The 20,079-nt window shown below is 26.7% G+C and carries 20 protein-coding genes, 4 tRNA genes and 1 pseudogene; 9 read left to right on the forward strand and 16 right to left on the reverse strand.

Going from position 1 to position 20,079, the window contains the following annotated elements:
* Positions 1–56 precede the first annotated feature (56 nt).
* The 11 genes from rplL to murB form a co-directional block, all read right to left on the reverse strand.
* A complete protein-coding gene (gene rplL, locus BUSG_RS00185) occupies positions 57–425 on the reverse strand; it encodes a 50S ribosomal protein L7/L12 (RefSeq protein WP_044006039.1) in 369 nt (122 codons plus the stop codon).
* A 70-nt stretch (positions 426–495) separates the two neighbouring features.
* Complete coding sequence (gene rplJ, locus BUSG_RS00190) at positions 496–993, reverse strand: 50S ribosomal protein L10 (protein ID WP_011053574.1); 498 nt, start codon at positions 991–993, stop codon at positions 496–498.
* Between the two features lie 247 nt (positions 994–1,240).
* Positions 1,241–1,936 carry a 50S ribosomal protein L1 gene (gene rplA, locus BUSG_RS00195; protein ID WP_011053575.1) on the reverse strand — a complete coding sequence of 232 codons (696 nt, stop codon included), beginning with the start codon at positions 1,934–1,936 and terminating at the stop codon, positions 1,241–1,243.
* A 1-nt stretch (position 1,937) separates the two neighbouring features.
* Positions 1,938–2,366, reverse strand: coding sequence for a 50S ribosomal protein L11 (gene rplK, locus BUSG_RS00200; RefSeq protein WP_011053576.1), 429 nt, complete (start codon positions 2,364–2,366; stop codon positions 1,938–1,940).
* 27 nt (positions 2,367–2,393) lie between these two features.
* The gene (gene nusG, locus BUSG_RS00205; protein WP_011053577.1) at positions 2,394–2,939 is read right to left on the reverse strand and encodes a transcription termination/antitermination protein NusG; all 546 of its coding nucleotides are present in this window, start codon (positions 2,937–2,939) and stop codon (positions 2,394–2,396) included.
* 4 nt (positions 2,940–2,943) lie between these two features.
* Positions 2,944–3,327, reverse strand: a complete 384-nt coding sequence (gene secE / locus BUSG_RS00210) for a preprotein translocase subunit SecE (RefSeq protein WP_011053578.1) — start codon at positions 3,325–3,327, stop codon at positions 2,944–2,946.
* Positions 3,328–3,649: 322 nt separating this feature from the next.
* Positions 3,650–3,722: transfer RNA gene (locus BUSG_RS00215), tRNA-Thr, on the reverse strand.
* A gap of 24 nt (positions 3,723–3,746) precedes the next feature.
* Positions 3,747–3,818, reverse strand: a tRNA-Gly gene (locus tag BUSG_RS00220).
* A 5-nt stretch (positions 3,819–3,823) separates the two neighbouring features.
* Positions 3,824–3,905: transfer RNA gene (locus tag BUSG_RS00225), tRNA-Tyr, on the reverse strand.
* Between the two features lie 14 nt (positions 3,906–3,919).
* Positions 3,920–3,992 (reverse strand) — tRNA-Thr (locus BUSG_RS00230).
* Between the two features lie 135 nt (positions 3,993–4,127).
* On the reverse strand, positions 4,128–5,162 hold the full coding sequence (gene murB, locus BUSG_RS00235) for a UDP-N-acetylmuramate dehydrogenase (protein ID WP_011053579.1): 1,035 nt from the start codon (positions 5,160–5,162) through the stop codon (positions 4,128–4,130).
* 136 nt (positions 5,163–5,298) lie between these two features.
* Between murB and metF the strand changes: the two genes are divergently transcribed.
* On the forward strand, positions 5,299–6,177 hold the full coding sequence (gene metF / locus BUSG_RS00240) for a methylenetetrahydrofolate reductase (RefSeq protein ID WP_011053580.1): 879 nt from the start codon (positions 5,299–5,301) through the stop codon (positions 6,175–6,177).
* A 32-nt stretch (positions 6,178–6,209) separates the two neighbouring features.
* Here the strand turns inward: metF and argE are convergent, their stop codons facing one another.
* Positions 6,210–7,355, reverse strand: a complete 1,146-nt coding sequence (argE, locus tag BUSG_RS00245) for an acetylornithine deacetylase (RefSeq protein WP_011053581.1) — start codon at positions 7,353–7,355, stop codon at positions 6,210–6,212.
* A 163-nt stretch (positions 7,356–7,518) separates the two neighbouring features.
* Here argE and argC point away from each other — a divergent pair, with 163 nt between their 5' ends.
* From argC to cysE, 7 genes and pseudogenes are all read left to right on the forward strand, one after another.
* A complete protein-coding gene (gene argC / locus BUSG_RS00250) occupies positions 7,519–8,523 on the forward strand; it encodes an N-acetyl-gamma-glutamyl-phosphate reductase (protein ID WP_011053582.1) in 1,005 nt (334 codons plus the stop codon).
* Positions 8,524–8,541: 18 nt separating this feature from the next.
* Positions 8,542–9,315: an acetylglutamate kinase gene (gene argB / locus BUSG_RS00255; protein ID WP_044006073.1), complete on the forward strand. Its 774-nt coding sequence runs from the start codon at positions 8,542–8,544 to the stop codon at positions 9,313–9,315.
* A 28-nt stretch (positions 9,316–9,343) separates the two neighbouring features.
* The gene (locus BUSG_RS00260) at positions 9,344–10,549 is read left to right on the forward strand and encodes an argininosuccinate synthase (protein WP_011053584.1); all 1,206 of its coding nucleotides are present in this window, start codon (positions 9,344–9,346) and stop codon (positions 10,547–10,549) included.
* 40 nt (positions 10,550–10,589) lie between these two features.
* Positions 10,590–11,969, forward strand: coding sequence for an argininosuccinate lyase (gene argH, locus BUSG_RS00265; protein WP_011053585.1), 1,380 nt, complete (start codon positions 10,590–10,592; stop codon positions 11,967–11,969).
* A 130-nt stretch (positions 11,970–12,099) separates the two neighbouring features.
* Positions 12,100–12,543 carry a rhodanese-like domain-containing protein gene (locus BUSG_RS00270; RefSeq protein ID WP_011053586.1) on the forward strand — a complete coding sequence of 148 codons (444 nt, stop codon included), beginning with the start codon at positions 12,100–12,102 and terminating at the stop codon, positions 12,541–12,543.
* Positions 12,544–12,618: 75 nt separating this feature from the next.
* Entirely contained in the window at positions 12,619–13,083 is a 465-nt protein-coding gene (gene secB / locus BUSG_RS00275; protein ID WP_011053587.1) for a protein-export chaperone SecB, read from the forward strand.
* Between the two features lie 60 nt (positions 13,084–13,143).
* Positions 13,144–13,957 (forward strand): annotated as a pseudogene (gene cysE / locus BUSG_RS00280) (serine O-acetyltransferase).
* Between the two features lie 140 nt (positions 13,958–14,097).
* Here cysE and rpoD read toward each other — a convergent pair.
* The 3 genes from rpoD to rpsU form a co-directional block, all read right to left on the reverse strand.
* Positions 14,098–15,951 (reverse strand): RNA polymerase sigma factor RpoD, encoded by a 1,854-nt coding sequence (rpoD, locus tag BUSG_RS00285; RefSeq protein WP_011053589.1) that lies wholly within the window; start codon positions 15,949–15,951, stop codon positions 14,098–14,100.
* Between the two features lie 113 nt (positions 15,952–16,064).
* Entirely contained in the window at positions 16,065–17,804 is a 1,740-nt protein-coding gene (gene dnaG, locus BUSG_RS00290) for a DNA primase (RefSeq protein ID WP_011053590.1), read from the reverse strand.
* Between the two features lie 78 nt (positions 17,805–17,882).
* The gene (rpsU, locus tag BUSG_RS00295) at positions 17,883–18,098 is read right to left on the reverse strand and encodes a 30S ribosomal protein S21 (protein ID WP_011053591.1); all 216 of its coding nucleotides are present in this window, start codon (positions 18,096–18,098) and stop codon (positions 17,883–17,885) included.
* 232 nt (positions 18,099–18,330) lie between these two features.
* Here rpsU and tsaD point away from each other — a divergent pair, with 232 nt between their 5' ends.
* Complete coding sequence (tsaD, locus tag BUSG_RS00300) at positions 18,331–19,344, forward strand: tRNA (adenosine(37)-N6)-threonylcarbamoyltransferase complex transferase subunit TsaD (RefSeq protein ID WP_011053592.1); 1,014 nt, start codon at positions 18,331–18,333, stop codon at positions 19,342–19,344.
* A gap of 42 nt (positions 19,345–19,386) precedes the next feature.
* Here tsaD and ribB read toward each other — a convergent pair whose 3' ends face one another.
* Positions 19,387–20,028, reverse strand: coding sequence for a 3,4-dihydroxy-2-butanone-4-phosphate synthase (gene ribB, locus BUSG_RS00305; RefSeq protein WP_011053593.1), 642 nt, complete (start codon positions 20,026–20,028; stop codon positions 19,387–19,389).
* Positions 20,029–20,079: the final 51 nt, after the last annotated feature.

Here is a 20,079-nt window from a genome sequence, read left to right on the forward strand (position 1 = left end):
ATTAAAAACACCAGCCATAATATGAATGCTAACTAAACGAAAAATATAAAATATATTTATTTAATTTCGATTTCAGCTCCAGCATCTTCTAAAGTTTTTTTAAGAGATTCTGCGTCATTTTTACTCATATTTTCTTTTAATACTGTGGGCGCTGATTCTACTAAATCTTTGGCTTCTTTTAGTCCTAGACCAGTTGCACTACGAACACTTTTTATTACTGATACCTTATTAGGACCAATAGATTTTAGAAAAATATCAAATTCTGTTTTTTCTTCAATAGTGCTTTTTTCACTATTGTTATTGGTATTGACAGACATGTTTGCAGAGACTCCAAATTTTTTTTCCATTGCGGAAATAAGTTCTACAACATTCATAACAGACATTTCTGAGACGGCTTCTAAAATTTGTTCTTTAGTAATAGACATAGTGATCATTCCTAATGACAATTAGACTTATTTTAGATGTTTAATAATACATCAAAAATAATAACCTCTTTTAAGAGGTTTCTTTTTTCTCTTTTATGGCAGATAATGTATAAATGAGTTTACCAGCAATTGATATTTTTAGTGTTAGTAAAAGTTTTCTTATTGCTTCTTCATAAGTAGGCATATCTGCAAGTTGGTTAATTTCTAATTCAGATAATAATTTACCTTCAAAAACAGCTCCTGTAATTTTAAATTTTTTATTTTTTTTTTCAAATTCTTTAAATAATCTTGCACCACTGCCTGGATGTTTTGTAGAATAGGCAATAAAAGTAGAACCTTTTAATTTTTTTTTTAAACATTTAAAAGCGGTATTTTCAATAGCTAAAGATAAAAGAGTATTTCGAACAATACTCATTTTAACACCGATTTCACGGCCAGATTTTCGAAGTTCATTGATTTTATTGACAGATATACCTTGAGAGTTAGCGATGATTGCTGATAGTGCTAAATTAGAAATTTGATTTATTTTAGAAACGATTGTTTTTTTTTTGCTAAGATTTAAAGCCATTTATCATATTCTCCTATAATTTGATGGAGAGAAAAGATTTTTAGTTATTAAAAAAATTGTTTATCATAGTTATGCAGAAATAAAATCGTAGTACTATCGTATAGTACGATTTTAAAAATTTATTAAATAATAATATTGAAATTTAGATGTTTTAAAATGTTCAATTAAAGTTAATTGTGGAATTTTTAAAAAATGGGGCTATTATTATAAATAAATTTTTTTCTGTCGTAAAGTAAAAAAGATTTAATTAAATACTTAAACTAGATTGATCAAGAGTTAATCCTATACCCATAGTACTTGATAAAACTACCTTTTTTATGTATATCCCCTTTGATTGAGGAGGCTTTGCCTTTTTTATAGATTCTAAAAAAACATTGAAATTTTCTTTTATTTGATTTCTTTCAAAATTTATTCGACCGATCGTAGCATGAATAATCCCATTTTTATCATTTCGGTAGCAAACTTGTCCTGTTTTTGCATTTTTAATAGCTTCTTCGATATTTGTCGTTACAGTACCTAATTTTGGATTAGGCATTAAACCTCGAGGTCCTAGTATCTGTCCCAATTGAGTAACAATTTTCATCGCGTCTGGTGAAGCGATAGCAGTATGAAATTTAATACCTTCTTTTTTTATTTGTTCAGCTAAATCTTCCATTCCTATAAATTCTGCACCTGCTTTTTTTGCTATTTTGATATTTTCTCCTTGAGTGAATACAGCTACTTTAACACAGCGTCCTGTGCCATGTGGCAATATTGTTGAACCACGAATATTTTGATCTGATTTTTTTGGATTAATACCTAAATTGATAGCAACATCAATGCTTTCATTAAAATTTACATTTGATGATTTTTTTAATAATTGTATTAATTCATCTATATAATATAGTTTTTCAAAATTTATATCGTTTTTAATTTTCTTCATGCGTTTATTAATTTTTTTCATTTTAATCCTCAACAATCAAACCCATAGATTTAGCTGTTCCTTCAATAGATCGCATCATACTTTCAATATTTAAACCAGTCATATCATTTTTTTTAGTTTTTGCTATTTCTTCAATTTGTAATTTTGTTATTTTTCCTGTTGTCTCTATTTTTGGTTTGCTAGAACCTGATTTGATTCCAGCTGCTTTTTTCAATAAAACAGATGCTGGAGGTGTTTTTGTAATAAATGTAAACGAACGATCAGAATATACTGTAACAATTACTGGTATCGGTAAACCTTTTTCCACATTTTCTGTTGTTTTATTAAATAATTTGCAAAATTCCATAATGTTTACTCCTTTTTGTCCTAATGCAGGTCCTATTGGTGGACTAGGATTAGCCATTCCTGCTGCAACTTGAAGTTTTATATAAGATTGTATTTTTTTTGCCATTTTCTATGTCTCTTTAAAATAAAAATATTAATTTTTTTCAACTTGTCTAAAATCTAACTCTACAGGAGTTGCTCTACCAAAAATAGAAACAGATACCTTTAATCTACTTTTTTCATAATCTACTTCTTCGACAACTCCATTAAAATCTGCAAATGGACCATCGTTAACACGAATCATTTCTCCTGGTTCAAATAAAGTTTTAGGTCTTGGTTTGTCTCCAATTTGACGCAATCTATTAATAATAATGTCTACCTCCTTATCACTAATTGGTGATGGTTTATCTGATTTGCCTCCTATAAATCCTAATACCCTAGGGACATTTCTTATTAAATGCCAAGTAGAATCTGTCATAATCATATGAATTAAAACATATCCTGGAAAAAATTTATATTCACTTTTTCTACGTTGTCCACCTCTGATTTCGATAACTTCTTCTGAAGGAACCATAACTTCTCCGAAGAAATCATTCATTTTATTTAATTTAACATGCTCTTTTATTGATTGTGCTACTCTACTTTCAAAACCAGAAAAAGCCTGTAATACATACCATTTTTTTTTTAGACTTTCATGCATTTTTTTAAAACCTTACACTAATAATAAATGCTATTAAACGAAATATGATACTATCAAGGCCCCATAAAAGTAGAGATATTAATATTGTTACAGATATAATGATGAATGTAGTATACAAAGTCTCTTTATATTGAGGCCAAGTTATTTTTTTCATTTCGTTTTTTGATGCATTGATATATACAAAAACATTCTTTACTTTTTTGGTATATAGTGCAATGCTAATTGCAAAAACAACTAATAAAGTAATTATAGATATGCGAGTAAAATATCCTATTTTATCAAAAAAATTATTGATAAAAAAAGATGTGATAAAAATTGCAGTTATAAAAAACCACTTTATTTTTTCTAAATTTTTAGCTTTTTTTTGATCAGGAATGCGAATTTTCATAGTTTCTCTTAAAGATTATAAAAACAGAACAATAATATAGAAAAAATATGTTAGTAGAAAAACTATTTTCAAAAGTTCTCTTTTTTTATTCTTTTCTCTACATACTATATGTAGAATCTATATTCTTTTACATATTATTATATTTTTAATTTAAAAAAAACTATTAGTTATTTAAAGAGATATTTTATAGTGAATTTAGAAATATAGAAAATCTTAAATAGGTGAGATTTATTTTTGGTTTAATGATCTTTAAAAGTCAATTTTTTAAAATTTTTTAAAAAAGTGAATAAAAATTAATATACGATGTTATGATTTTTTTATGTGCTGATACCCAGGTTTGAACTGGGGACCTCACCCTTACCAAGGGTGTGCTCTACCTACTGAGCCATATCAGCTGAAAAAAATTAAAAATTTTTTTGAGCGGGCAGCGGGAATTGAACCCGCATCATCAGCTTGGAAGGCTGAGGTAATAGCCATTATACGATGTCCGCATTTCTGGTGGGAGAAGGATTCGAACCTTCGAAGTCTTAGACGGCAGATTTACAGTCTGCTCCCTTTGGCCGCTCGGGAATCCCACCTATTTTTAAATTTATGCCGGCTACCGGAATCGAACTGGTGACCTACTGATTACAAGTCAGTTGCTCTACCTGCTGAGCTAAGCCGGCTTTAGTTTATTTATTTTCTTAGTATTTAATACATTTTTCTTTTTATATTATATAATTTTTCATTTTTATTGCAAGTTTTTTAAGAAAAAATTTTTTAGTTAAATTATTATGAGTGTTAAGTATATAAGAGGTATTTTACAATAATTTTACCTTTCCTAAAGAATTAATAAAATCTACCTCAGGTTCTAAGTATATTCCAAATTTTTTTAGAATGCATTTTTGTATTATTTGAGCTAATTTTAAAATGTCTTTGGAATTTGCTTTTTTAAGATTAATTAATATAAGTTTTTGTTTTTTATAAATTGCTGCATCACCAATTTGAATATTTTTAAAATTATACTTTTCAATTAACCAAGCAGCAGGAATTTTGATAAATCCATTTTTTTGGATGTAATATGGCATCTTCATGTATGAAGATAAAATTTTTTTTGTTTTTTTAGATGTAATAATAGGATTTTTAAAAAAACTACCTGCATTTCCTAATTTTTTAAGATTAGGTAATTTTTTTTTTCTTATCTGACAGACTATATTAAATATTTTATAAGCATTTATTTCTAATATTTTTTTACTTTTTAAAAGTGATGAAAAAATAACAGGTTTCCAGTTTTTTTTTATTTTTATACCAACTGCAATAACTGCATATCCGTTATTATATTTGTATTTAAAAATACTGCTTCGATAAGAAAAATTACATGTTTTTTTTTTAAGTCTAATTGTTTTGCCATTTTCTAGAGAAATAACATCTACATACTGGCATATATTTTTTAACTCTAAACCATAAGCACCAATATTTTGAATAGCTGCTGATCCTACTGAACCAGGAATTAAAGCTAAATTTTCTAATCCGAAGAAACCCATTCTCAATGTATATTTAACTAAATCATGCCATTTTTCTCCTGAAAAAACATGTAATAACCAATTTTTTTTTTTTTCTTCAATTCTTATTCCCTTTATGCGATTAATAATGACTACTCCTGCATAATTTTCTAAAAAAAGTACATTGCTTCCTTCGCCTAAAATTATATAAGGAATATTAGATAAATTACATGTTTTCCATATTTTCATTAATGATTGAATTGTCTTAACAAAAATAATTTTTTTTGCTGTAACATTTATTGAAAATGTATTTAAATTTTTTAAAGATTGGTAAGATTTTTTTTTTTTATACATAAAGTTTTAACGTAGTTTTTTTATTTTTTAAATAAAAATTTAATTCTTTAAACTTTAAAAAGTTAATATAAATTTAATGTATAATATATCAAAAATATTAAGTTTTAACTATCAAATTTTAATGGAATTTTTAATAATGAACTTTTTACATCAGTATTATCAGGATATAATTAAGAAAAAATTAGAAAATTTAAATGATAAAATTCAATGTTCTTTCGAATTTTTTCCTCCTAAAAATTTAGATACAGAAAAAAAATTATTCTCTTCAGTTGTAAAATTAAGTCTATTGAAACCGTTTTTGTTTTCTGTCACTTATGGAGCAAATAGCGGAGAACGAAAAAAAACTTATAGTATTGTACAAAGAATACATAAAAAAACAGGTATTACAACAGCTCCTCATCTGACTTGTGTAGATGCTTCATTAAGTGAATTAAAAGAAATAGCAAAATTTTATTGGGAAAATGGTATTAGAAGTATAGTTGCTTTAAGAGGAGACGTGCCAAACAAATCATATCAACATAAAATATATGCTTTAGATTTAGTTGTATTATTGAAGAAAATTGCTGATTTTGATATTTCTGTAGCTGCTTATCCAGAAATACATCCAGAATCAAAAAATGCTCAATCTGATATTTTAAATTTAAAAAAGAAAGCTGATGCTGGTGCAAATAGAGCAATTACTCAGTTTTTTTTTAATGTTGAAAGTTATTTACGTTTTCGTGATAACTGTATAAAAAATAATATAAATATTGAAATTATACCTGGTATACTACCAATTTATAATTTTGAACAACTAAAAAAATTTTCTAGTATGACTAATGTGAGTATTCCTAAATGGATGTTTGAAATGTTTAACGGATTAGATGAAGATTTAGAAACTCAGAAAATTATAGGTTCAAACATAGTTATAAATATTGTAAAAACGTTATTATATGAAGGAGTAAAAAATTTTCATTTTTATACTTTAAATAAATCAGATGTAATATATTCTATATGTCATATGTTTGGTTTATAATAATCAAAGAAATCATTTTTTTTAAATATTATTTAATAACAAAAGTTTTTTATTAATTTTCTTATTATTTTTTTAGTAGGTTTAATAAAAGAACAATCTAAATATTCATCTGCATTATGTGCTTGTTGAATAGAACCTGGTCCTAGTATTAAAGTTGGTCCAATTTTGCCAAGAAAAGGTGCTTCAGTACAATAATTAGCTGTTGTTGGTTTTAATTGACATGAGTTTTCTATTTTTTTAATGATTTTTTTTTCTTTAGGAAACTCGTATGGAGGTACAGAAAAAAAAAGATTTTTTAAAAAAATGCGATTTGGCCATTTTTTAAAAATTGCTTGTAACATTTCTTGAATTAGAATTTCAATTTGTGTTAAAGTCAATCCCGGTGTCGGTCGTATTTCAAATTTTAAGTTGCACAATGCACAAATTCTATTAATTGCATTACCTCCATTTATAGAAGAAAAATTCATAGTAGGATATCCAATAGAAAAGTCTTTATGAAAATATTTTTCTCTTAAATAAATTTTCAATTTAAGTAGTTTTTTTATAACTAAATGCATAATTTCAATACTGTTAATACCATTAGCAGGATTGCTTGAGTGACCAGTATTACCGACAACATCAATAGAATAAGAGACGTGCCCCTTATGTGCTTTTACTAATTTTAAAGATGTCGGTTCTCCAATAATAATAAAATCTGGTTTTATACTTGAAGATTGAATAAAATATCTCGCTCCTGACATATCAGTTTCTTCGTTGGCAGTTGCAAGAATATAAATTGGTTTTTTTATACTTTTTATGTTTATCGAACATAGAGCATCTAGTATAAAAGCAAAAAAACCTTTCATATCTACTGTACCTAATCCATATAATTTATTATTTTTCTCAGTTAGTTTAAAAGGATCTTTTGTCCATAAGTGTTCATCAAAGTCAACAGTATCTGTATGTCCAGAAAATAAAATACCTCCCTTTCCATCTCCAAAAGAGGCTAACATATTGAATTTATTTGTATTTGGAATATTTTTTATGTTTATCAAAAAATTCAATTCAGAAAAATAATTAGATAATAGATCAATTAAAACTTTATTACTTTGATCAAGCTTGTTGTTTAGACTACTAATAGTAGGTATTTTAATTAATGATTCATATATTTTAATAAAAGAAGGTATTTTTCTTATCATTTAAAGTAATGTTATTTAGGTAATTTATTAAATTTTTTTATGATTATGATGTATTTTAAATATAAAATAAAAAATATCAATAAAATTTAATAATTAATAGAATTTATTTTAATTAACTGATTCTTTTTTTTAATATTTTTATTTTTTTAAGGTTTATTAATTTATGTTGAATGTGTTAATTGTTGGTGCTAGTGGATATTCTGGTGCGGAATTAGTTAATTATATTAACCGTCATATGTTTTCTAAAATTAAAAAAATTTTTGTTTCAGAAAATAGTTCTCATATAGGTAAATTATTTTCAGAATTACATCAAGAATTTAAAAATATTATAGATTTACCATTTGAAGCAATCAACTATGATACTTTAATTGAAAAAGATATTGATGCTGTTTTTTTAGCTACTGATCATCACGTTAGTTACTCTCTTGTGCCCTTTTTTTTATCTCTTAATTGTGTTGTTTTTGATTTATCTGGTGCTTATAGAGTTAAAAACACTGATACTTATTTAAAGTATTATGGTTTTTCTCATCAACATCAAGATATCTTAAAACGATCTGTATATGGATTGGCTGAATGGAATAAGCAAGAAATTAAAAAAGCTGAATTAATTGCTGTTCCAGGATGTTACGCAACGTGTATACAATTGGCATTAAAACCTCTTATAAAAGAAAATTTTTTAAATGATGAATTTATTCCAATTATTAATGCTATAAGTGGTGTTAGCGGAGCTGGTAGAAAAGCTAATATTACTAATAGTTTTTGTGAAGTTAGTTTGCATCCATATAATGTTTTTACTCATCGTCATACTCCTGAAATTATAGAGCATTTAGGTATCCCAGTGATTTTTATTCCTCATTTAGGTTCCTTTTCACGTGGAATTCTTGCTAGTATTACATGTAAGTTAAAATGTAATTTTACATTCCAGGATATTTATAATTTATATAATACAGTTTATAAAGAAAAACCATTAATTCGAGTATATGAAAAAAATTTTCCTAGTATTAAAGCTGTGGTAAAATTACCTTTTTGTGATATTGGATTTATCATCCAAGATAAATATATCGTTATTATAGCTGCTGAAGATAATTTATTGAAAGGTGCAGCTGCACAAGCTATACAATGTTTTAATATTCGTTTTGGATTTTCTGAAATTGAATCAATTATTTAAATGAGGTATTTTTTGATGATGAGTCCTTTGGTTATTAAATTAGGTGGAGTTCTTTTAGAAAGTGATAATGCAATGATGCGTTTGTTTAAAGCGCTTCTTGATTATCAAAAATCTAATAAACGACATATTTTAATAATTCATGGAGGAGGACGCTTAATAGATGATTTAATGAATAAATTATCATTGCCTATTGAGAAAAAAAATGGTTTGCGAATCACTCAATCTGAACATATTAATGTTATTACAGGTGCGTTAGCAGGAACAGCTAACAAAATTCTGCTTTCATGGGCATTAAAATATAAAATAAATGCTGTTGGTTTGTGTTTAGCAGATGGAAAAAGTGTTAATGTAGAAAAATTAGATCAGGATTTAGGGCACGTTGGAAAAGCTAAACCAGGTTCTCCTCTTTTTTTAACAAAATTATGCGAACAAGGCATTTTACCAATCATTAGTTCTATAGGTATTACAGATGATGGTTTATTAATGAATGTTAATGCAGATTTAGCAGCCACGGCTTTGGCTACTACCTTAAAAGCAAATTTGATTTTATTATCTGATATAAGTTCAATATTAGATGGTAAAGGTCAAAGAATTTCAGAAATAAATTACCTTCAAGCTAAAAAATTAATATCTCAGGGTATTATTACTAATGGTATGATCGTTAAGGTGAATGCAGCTTTAGAAGCAGCTCGGGTATTACAACGTTCTATAGATATTGCTAGTTGGCAAAATACAGATCAACTTAAATTATTATTTAATGGTATCAATATTGGTACTCGAGTTTTAGTATAGTCTGATTATAATAGGTTGTAAAAATATTATGAATAATTTTAAAAAAGTGGTGTTAGCATATTCTGGTGGTTTAGATACTTCAGCCATCATCCCTTGGTTGAAAGAAAATTATCATGTTGATGTTGTGGCTTTTGTAGCTGATATAGGTCAATCAAAAAAAGATTTAAATGGTATTGAAAAAAAAGCACTGCAATCTGGTGCAATTGATTGCCGTGTTTTTGATTTAAAAGAGGAATTTATAAAAGATTACGTATATCCAGTTTTAAAAACAGGTTCTTTATATGAAGGAAATTATTTATTAGGTACAGCAATAGCTAGACCTATTATTGCTAAAAAACAAGTAGAATTCGCTTCGAGTATTGGAGCAAAATTTTTATGTCATGGCGCTACTGGGAAGGGTAATGATCAAGTTCGTTTTGAGATAGCTTATGCAGCATTAGCTCCTTATATGAAAGTGATTGCTCCATGGCGCGAATGGAATCTTAATTCAAGAGAATCACTGTTAGAATATTTGCGTGAAAAAAATATTCCAACATCAGCGACTTTAGAGAAAATTTACAGCAGAGATGAGAATTCTTTGCATATTTCTACAGAAGGAGGTTTACTTGAAGATCTTTGGAATAAACCGAATGCAGATTGTTGGAATTGGACAGTAGAACTAGAAGATGCTCCAGAACAACCAGAATATATTTCTTTAATTGTAAAAAATGGATCTGTTGTATCTGTTAATAATGAGTTTTTAACTCCTTTAAAATGTATAGAAAAATTAAACAAAATTGGTTCTAAACACGCTATAGGAAGAATTGACATTGTTGAAAATAGACTCGTTGGAATTAAATCTAGAGGTTGCTATGAAACTCCGGGTGGTACTATTATGCACATAGCACTCAGAGCAATTGAGCAATTAGTATTTGATCGAGAAAGTTTTAAATGGCGAGAAAAAATTGGTTTAGAAATGTCGTCTGTAGTTTACGATGGACGTTGGTTTACTCCTATTCGTAAATCTTTACAAGCTTCTGCAGATTCTTTATCTTCTGAAGTTAATGGCGAAGTTGTATTAAAATTGTATAAAGGCAGTGTAATTCCTGTACAAAAAAAATCTTCGAATTCTTTATATTCTAAAGAATATGCAACTTTTGGTGAAGATGAAGTTTATAAGCATTCTGATGCTGAAGGTTTTATTCGTCTTTTTTCTCTTTCTTCTAGAATACGAGCTCAAAACAAGTTAAAATAAAAACATAAATATTTTTAAATCATTCTTATAGAGAAAATATATGTCGCTTTGGGGTGGAAGATTCCTTGATGAATCTAATGAAACATTTAAAAAATTTAATGCCTCTTTACCTTTTGATTATATTTTAGTTAAAGAGGATATATTTGCATCTATTGCTTGGTCTAAATCTCTTGTTGAAGTTGGAGTTCTCACTCAGGAAGAGCAAAAAAAAATAGAGTCTGCACTAATTTCTTTAAAAGAAGAAATTTATAATAATTCAAAAAAAATTCTTGAAAGTGACTACGAAGATATTCATAGTTGGATAGAAGCTAATCTTATTAAAAAAATAGGTGAATTAGGTAAAAAATTGCATACTGGTCGTAGTAGAAATGATCAAATTACTACTGATTTAAAATTGTGGTGTAAAAGAAAAATTTTTGTTTTATTAGACAGTATTATTAATTTACAAAAAAATTTTATTTTTGTTGCTGAATTAAATGATGACGTCATAATGCCAGGATATACTCATTTGCAGCGTGCTCAACCGATCACTTTTTCTTATTGGTGTTTAGCTTACGTACAAATGTTTAAACGTGATGTTAGTCGTTTAAAAGATATTTTAAAAAGATTAGATATCAGTCCATTAGGTTCAGGTGCTCTATCTGGAACTGCATGGAATATTAATAGGAAAAAACTTGCTATATCAATGGGTTTTAGTTCGGAAACTAATAATGCACTTGATAGTGTTTCTGATAGAGATTATCTTATAGAATTGCTATCAGCTTCTTCAATTAGTATGACTCATTTATCTCGTTTCTCTGAAGATTTAATTTTTTTTAACTCTAGTGAAGCTAATTTTATTGAATTATCTGATTCTATTACATCTGGATCGTCTTTAATGCCGCAAAAAAAAAATCCAGATGCATTAGAGCTTATACGTGCTAAATGTGGTCGTGTTCATGGTGCTTTAGTCTCTATTTTAGTGGTTTTAAAATCTCTTCCCTTATCTTATAATAAAGATCTTCAAGAAGATAAAGAAGGTCTATTTGATTCTCTTAAAACTTGGAATGATTCTTTGTTGATAGCTAGTTTAGTTTTAAAAAACATAAAATTAAATCGTTTATCGTGTCGTAAAGCTGCAGAAAAAGGTTATTCTAATGCCACGGAAATTGCAGATTATTTAGTAAAAAAAGGTATGACTTTTCGTGAAGCACATCATGTATCAGGTAAATTAGTGCTTCGAGCTATTAAGGAAAACAAATCTTTGAATGATTTAGATCTCTCGATATTTCAAAGTTATAGTGCCCTTATTACTGATGATATATATAAAAATATTACGCTAGAAGCATGTCTTGAAAAACGTTCTTCTAAAGGTGGAGTAGCACCAAATGAGATACGTAAAGAGATTTTTAAAGAAAAAGAAAGATTAAATATTTTATAAAAGATTAATTTTTAATTGAAGTTTTTTATTTTTAAATTTTATAAGGCATTTAAATTTTTTTTAAATGCCGTAATTAAAATTTATTTTATATAAAATTTTTTTAAGCGATGAAAAATAGGATTTTTATTATATGCAAGATGCATTATTTTTTATTTCTAATAATTTAGTACTTAGTTTAATATGGTTGTTTTTTCTTATTTTAATATTTTTTTTAAGTACTAAAAATATGTTTTTAAAATCTAAAATTATTAATAACTTTCATGCAATAAATTTAATAAATCAAAAAAAAGCCATTATAGTTGATACACGATCTGTTGAATTGTATGATTCTGGTCATATCATTAATGCTATAAATATTCCATTTAACAATATTTGCCGAAAAACGATAAAAAAATTAAGTTTGTCTAGATCTGTTCCTATTATTCTTATAATAGATTCATTAGAGTATAATAAATATATTAAAAAATTTACTAAATATGGATTAGATAAAGTTTATTTTTTAAAAAACGGGATGAATTCTTGGAATTCAGAAAATTTACCTACTACTTTTAAAAAAAATATTTTTTTAAAATAAACTATTAAAATTAAGATTTAAAATCTAGTTTTTAAATATTTAAATACAAATTTTATTAATTTTAATGGATAAAATATGTCAGAAGAAAAATTAAAAAAAAAATCTTTTGAAATTCAAAGGATTTATATAAGAGACGCTTCTTTTGAAGCTCCGAATACTCCAAATATTTTTCATAAAAAATGGGATCCTGAAATAAAGTTTAATTTAAGTACAGTTTCTAAAAAATTAAAGCCAAATATTTTTGAAACTAATTTACAAGTAAGAGTAATAGTAAAAAGTGAGGAAAATTTAGTTTTTTTATGTGACGTTCATCAAGTAGGAATTTTTTTTATTTCTTGTTTAGATGAACAAGAATTAAAACATTGTTTAGGATCTTATTGTCCAAATATTTTATTTCCTTATGCTAGAACATGCATATCTAGTTTAGTATCTTATGGTAGTTTTCCACAATTAAATCTTTCACCTATTGATTTTGATGATATTTTTTGTAAAAATTTAAAATCTAAAAGAAATAATTTTTATCAGAAAGAAAATATTTAATTTTTGTTATTTTGATAGATAACATTAATCTAGTTTAGATATTGTTTTAAAGGTAGAGTTATGTGTTCTTTAGAAGAGTTAGAATTATGGAATATGATAAAACACAAAGCTCAAAAAATATTAAAAAAAGAGCCAATTTTATCAAATTTTTATCAAAAAAGTATATTAAATCATAAAAAATTAAGTCATTCTTTAAGTTGTATATTATCTGATAAATTATCAACATCAATGATATCTGAAAAAGATATATACAATATTTTTAATAAAATATATGCAAATAATATATCTATAATTAATTCGGTAGTTAAAGATATAAAAGCAGCATCACAACGTGATCCAGTTGTAAAACATTATTTAACTCCTCTTTTGTATTTAAAAGGTTTCCATGCTTTAGAAGCGTATAGACTAAGTCATTATCTTTGGAATATTAAAAGATATGAGTTATCTGCATACTTACAAAGTAGAATATCGACTGTTTTTTCAGTAGACATTCATCCTGCTGCTTCTATTGGTTCTGGAATTATGTTAGATCATGCAACTGGTATTGTTATTGGAGAAGGTGTAATAATAGAAAATGATGTATCGATTTTTCATTCCGTAACTTTAGGTGGAACAGGTAGTAATACCGGTAAAAATAGGCATCCTATAATTAGAAAAAACGTCACTATAGGAGCTGGAGCAAAAATATTAGGTAATATTGAAGTTGGTCAGGGAGTAAAAGTAGGTGCTGGATCTATAGTTTTAAAAAATATTCCTCCATTTGTTACGGTTGTGGGTGTTCCTGCTAAAATTATAAAAAAAATTAAAAATAGTAATAAAAATCTTTTTCAAAAAGAAAAAAAATAATTTAATACGTAATTTAAAATATTTGTAATATGGAGAAGGTATTTAATTTATATATATTATTTTGAAATTAAAACTCCTGTTTTTTTCTTAAAAACATAATGTATGTATTACTATTTTTTTGGTACAGAAGTTTTATTTTCTACAATATTATATATCTTTTTTTCATTGCTAATCGTCTAAAAAACTACGTAGTACCTCTGATCTGCTTGGATGACGAAGTTTTCTTAATGCTTTTGCTTCTATTTGTCTTATTCTTTCTCGAGTTACATCAAATTGCTTTCCGACTTCTTCTAAAGTATGATCAGTATTCATGTCAATTCCAAAACGCATGCGAAGTACCTTTGCTTCACGAGCTGTAAGACCTGATAAAACATCATGTGTTGCTGATCTTAGACTTTCAGATGTAGCTGAATCAAGAGGTAGTTCTAATGTAGTATCTTCTATAAAATCACCTAAATGTGAATCATCATCGTCTCCAATAGGTGTTTCCATAGATATTGGTTCTTTAGCTATTTTTAAAACTTTTCTAATCTTATCTTCAGGAATTAACATTTTTTCAGAAAGTTCTTCTGGAGTTGGTTCACGTCCTATTTCTTGAAGCATTTGTCTAGAAATACGATTAAGTTTATTAATCGTTTCTATCATGTGTACGGGGATTCGAATAGTTCGTGCTTGATCTGCGATAGAACGAGTAATTGCTTGTCTGATCCACCAAGTTGCGTAAGTTGAAAACTTGTATCCTCGACGATATTCAAATTTATCTACTGCTTTCATAAGGCCAATATTACCTTCTTGAATTAAGTCTAAAAACTGAAGTCCTCTGTTAGTATATTTTTTTGCAATAGAAATTACTAATCTTAAATTAGCTTCGACCATTTCTTTTTTTGCTCTTTTTGCTTTTGCTTCTCCAATAGACATTCTTTTGTTAATATCTTTAACTTGCTCGATTGTTAAACCAGTTTCTTTTTCTATTTGTTTTAATTTTTTCATGCTAGAAAAAACTTTTTCTTTGATTTCTTCTAATTTTTTAGACCAAGATTGATTTGAACTTTGTTCTTTTTTAAACCAATTTTGATCAGTTTCTTTTCCTGAAAAAATTTTTAAGAAAATTTTTTTAGGGATTTTGCATTCTTCAATACATAGTTTCATAATTTTTCTTTCTTGTTTTCTAACTCTGTTCATCATATTACGCATGTTATTAACTAAGTGATCAAATTGTTTTGGAACTAACCTAAATTGTTTAAAAATTTCTGAAAGATTATAAATTTCTAACAATGAATCTTGATGATTTCTATTTTTATTTTTAATTGTATTGCTTGTATTAGTATATTGTTTTCTCAATTCTCTAAATTTTTCATTAGCTAGTTCTGGGTCAATGCTATTTTCATCTTCATCTTCGTTTTCATCTTCGTTTTCATCTTCGTTTTCATTACTATCATTTGTTATATTATCTAAAATTTCAGAACCAATGTGAATTGCTGAGGTAGAATGAGAAAAAATTTCTTCTGCATTTGGATCCACAAATCCTGTTATTATATCAGATAATCGTATTTGACCAGTTTTAATTCGATCATATTGTTCTAAAAGATAAGTAATAGCTTCTGGATATTCTGATACGGAAGATTGAACTTGATTAATGCCTTCTTCAATGCGTTTAGCTATATCAATTTCACCCTCTCTTGTTAGTAATTCAACAGTTCCCATTTCTCGCATGTACATGCGAACAGGATCAGTAGTTCTTCCTAATTCAGATTCAACACTTGATAAAACTTGTGTAGCAGCTTCCACTGCATCTTCGTCTGTATCTGTATTTATTTCATTCAAAATTAAATCGTCTGCGTCGGGTGCTTCTTCTACAACTTGAATTCCCATATCATTAATCATCTGAATAATGTCATCGATTTGTTCAGAATCAATAATTTCTTCTGGTAGATGATCATTAACTTCGGCATAGGTTAAATACCCTTGCTCCTTACCATGCGTAACAAGCAGCTTAAGTTGTGACTTTGGGTTATGCTCCATAGGAAAATATCCAAATTTTGTTGATATAATGAATATTAATTGACTTTTTAGTCAATAAATGAATAATAATTTATTTTTTAATTGATATTTAAAATTCTTTTTATATAAAAAAACTATTTTTTTGATAGCTTTTTATTAATAGACCAGATCTCTTTTTTTTCGTCTATTGTTAATCCTTGAATTCTTTCTTTTGCAATTAATTTTTCTTGTCTTTTTTCTAGAATTTTACTATATGTATTTTTTAATAAATCTAAAAACATATTTTGAATTTTTTCTTTAATTATCATATGATCCCATTTAGATAAAATTTTTAAAATATTAATTATTTTACTATATCTGTAAAACTCTAATAATTGACCTGTATTAAAATTGGGATTATCAGAACATGTTTTTAAAATTTCTAAAAAAATAGGAAGTCCTTGTATTTTTTCATTTTCAAATTTTTTTGTTGAAGGTACTAATCTTGCTAAATTAGGATTTTGAATAAGTAAACCTATAAGAGTTCGCATAGGAGTATGTTTAATTTGAAACTGTAAACTTTTCTTTTTTCTTTCTTTTTCGTATAAAAATTTTTCAAATTGATAGTCATCTACAATCCCTATTGTTCTGGCTAATATTTGTCTCAAGTAAATCCTTATTGTATCACTAGATATGCAATTTATTAAAGGTAAAGCACGTACACTAAGGTGAAACTTATCATCATCAGATGACAAGTCAACGTTTTTTAAAATATTTTTAAAAAAAAATTTTGACATAGTAAGAGCGTTGTCAATTCGTAATTGAAATTTTTTTTGGCCTTCTTTTTTTATAATTGTATCAGGATCTTCATTATTAGGTAATATTATAAATTTTATATTTTTTTTGTCAGATATATATGGTAATGCAATTTTTAAAGTCCTCCAAGAGGCATTTCTTCCTGCATCATCACCATCATAACAATATATGACTGTATTAGTATGACGAAAAAGTATTTGTATGTGTTCTTTTGTTATAGATGTGCCTAATGATGACACTACATATTCAATGTTATATTGTGTTAACATGATAACATCTATATATCCTTCTACAACTAGTAGATATTTTGGTTTGGAATGTTTTTTTTTAACTTGATATAATCCATAAATTTGTTTTCCTTTATGGAAAATATCATTTTCATGTGAATTAAGATATTTTGGCAAAATATTATTTGTTATTGAACGTCCTCCAAAACTTATAATTCTTCCATGTTGATCATGTATAGGAAAAACGATACGTCCTTGAAAAGTATCATATATATATCCGTTTTTATTAGTAGAAATTATTTTATAATGTAATAAATCTTTCTCAAAATCTTTTTTTATATTGAATTGTTTAGAAAATAAATCCCATTTATTACTTGAAAATCCAATACAAAAAAAATCAATCATATTTTTATTAATTCCTCTTTCAGTTAAATATTTGTTTGCTGAATTAGTAAAAATAATATTTTTTTGATATAATTTAGACATTTTATCCATTAAAAAGTATAATTTTTGTTTTTTTAGATAGATTTTTTTTTCAATTGTACCTTTTTTATCAAATGGAATCTCAATACTATGAATTGTAGCAAGTTCTTCAATACTTTCTACAAAATTTAAATTGTCGTAGTTGATTAAAAAATCAATTGCATTGCCATGCGCACTGCATCCAAAACAATAATAAAATTGTTTTTCGTAACTTACAGTAAAGGATGGAGTTTTATCATTGTGGAAAGGACAATGAGTTTGATAATTTTTACCATTTTTTTTTAACTTTATTCGTGTCTCTATAAGTTCAACGATATTAGTTCGAAATAATAGTTCATTAATGAAATATTTAGGTATTTTTCCAGACATATATTTTTATATGGTAGAATAAAATTCCGTTCTTAAGTAAAGAACGGTTTTTTAATTTTTTTATTTTTAAGAAATATCTTAGTACATACGAATACGTCTTGCATTTTCTCGTGTAAGCTTTTTTGCAAGACGTTTAATAGCAGAAGCTTTAGCACGTTTTCGTTCAGTAGTGGGTTTCTCGTAAAATTCTCTTCTTCGAATTTCAGCTAAAATACCAGCTTTTTCACAAGATCTTTTAAAACGGCGAAGTGCTACATCAAAAGGTTCATTTTCACGTACTTTTATTATTGGCATTTAGATTTTACCTCTATTATTTATTTTTGATAAGTGTAAAAATTAATAATCAATATTTTTTGAATTATAAGATAGATCCTATCTTAATTAAGATTATTTTGTAAAGTACCATTATCTTTTATTTTAATTTTTTAATTTTTCTTAAAAACTTAGTAAATAAATGATTTTTAATAGTATCTAACTTCAGCAGTGTTAATGATTTTAAATTAATTTTATAGGTGTATGAAAAAAAATGAAAGTTTTAGGTATTGAAACATCCTGTGATGATACTGGTATAGCTATTTATGATGTTTCTAAAGGTTTGTTAATTAATGAATTACATAGTCAAAAAAAAATACATGCTAATTATGGAGGTATTATTCCAGAATTAGCATCTCGTGAACATACAAGGAAAATAATTTTTTTATTAGATAAAATTTTTAAAGAAAAAAATATTATGAAGGAAATTGATCTTATTGCATATACTGCGGGACCTGGTTTAGCTGGTTCTTTATTAGTTGGTGCTACATTTGCATGTTCTTTAGGTTTTTCTTTAAATATTCCTGTTTTACCTGTTAATCATATGGAAGCGCATTTATTATCACCAATGTTAGAGTATAAGTCAATGCAATTTCCATTTATCGCATTGTTAGTTTCCGGAAAACATACACAAATAATCGCTGCTTATGAATTAGGAAAATATGAAATATTAGGAAATTCTTTAGATGATGCAGCAGGTGAAGCTTTTGATAAAGTATCAAAAATGTTAGGATTGAAATATCCGAGTGGACGTGAACTATCTAGTTTAGCTGCTCAGGGAATAAAAAATTATTTTTATTTTCCTCGACCTATGATACATCATTCAAGCTTAAATTTTAGTTTTTCAGGTTTAAAAACTTTTACTTCTAAAGTTATTAGTAATAATACTTTAAATATTCAACAAAAAGCTAATATTGCAAGAGCTTTTGAAGATGCAGTAATTGATGTACTATTAATTAAAACTAAAAAAGCGTTATACAAGAAAGGATGGAAACGTTTAGTTATAGCAGGCGGTGTCAGTGCAAATACTGTATTACGCAAAAGATCGAAAGACATGATGGAAAACGTTTTTCATGGAAAAGTTTTTTATTCTTCATTAAAATTTTGTACAGATAATGGTGCCATGATTGCCTATCTTGGATCTCTACGTTATAAAGAAGCAAGCGTTTCTCAATTGGAGATAATTGTGAAACCAAAATGGTCTATAGATAAGTTATCTTATATTTAATAAATATTAGTGTTTAACAATTTCTTTTTTTTATAAAATTTTTTATTTTTTATTTTGAACATAGAGAATTAAGTCTTTAATAGTTAATATTTTCATTTTTTTAGATTTTGAAAATTTTATAATTTCAGGTGTTCGAGACATTGATCCATCTTTGTTTGTTAGTTCACAAATTACTCCATATGGTTTAAAACCTGCAAGCGATACTATTTCGATAGCTGCTTCTGTATGTCCTGCTCGTGCTAAAATCCCGCCTCCATTTGCTCTAAGAGGAAATACATGTCCTGGTCTATTTAAGTCACTAGGTTGAGCATCATCTGCTGTAGCAGTTTTTATAGTAGTTAATCGATCTTTCGCTGATACACCAGTGGAAACACCTTTTGAGGCTTCTATTGTTACTGTAAATCCAGTACGATAAGTACTAGTATTATGTTTAACCATCATAGGTAAGTTTAATTTTTTACGTTTAGATTCTGTTATACATAAACATACTATACCACTACCATATCTAATTGTTAAAGCCATCTGTTCGACTGTCATTGTTTCAGATGAAAAAACAAGATCTCCCTCATTTTCACGTTTTTCATCATCTAATATAATAATCCCCTCACCTAATTGTAAAGCAGATATAGCTTTTTTAACTCGTTCTATAGGGTTTCCAAATTCAGAAAGCAGTGTTTGATTCATTTTGAAAACCTTCTTAAATTATTAAACAAATAAAAATTCTTGAAAATTGAA

The sequence above is a fragment of the Buchnera aphidicola str. Sg (Schizaphis graminum) genome (genome assembly GCF_000007365.1).
In the GTDB taxonomy this organism is placed as follows: domain Bacteria; phylum Pseudomonadota; class Gammaproteobacteria; order Enterobacterales; family Enterobacteriaceae; genus Buchnera; species Buchnera aphidicola.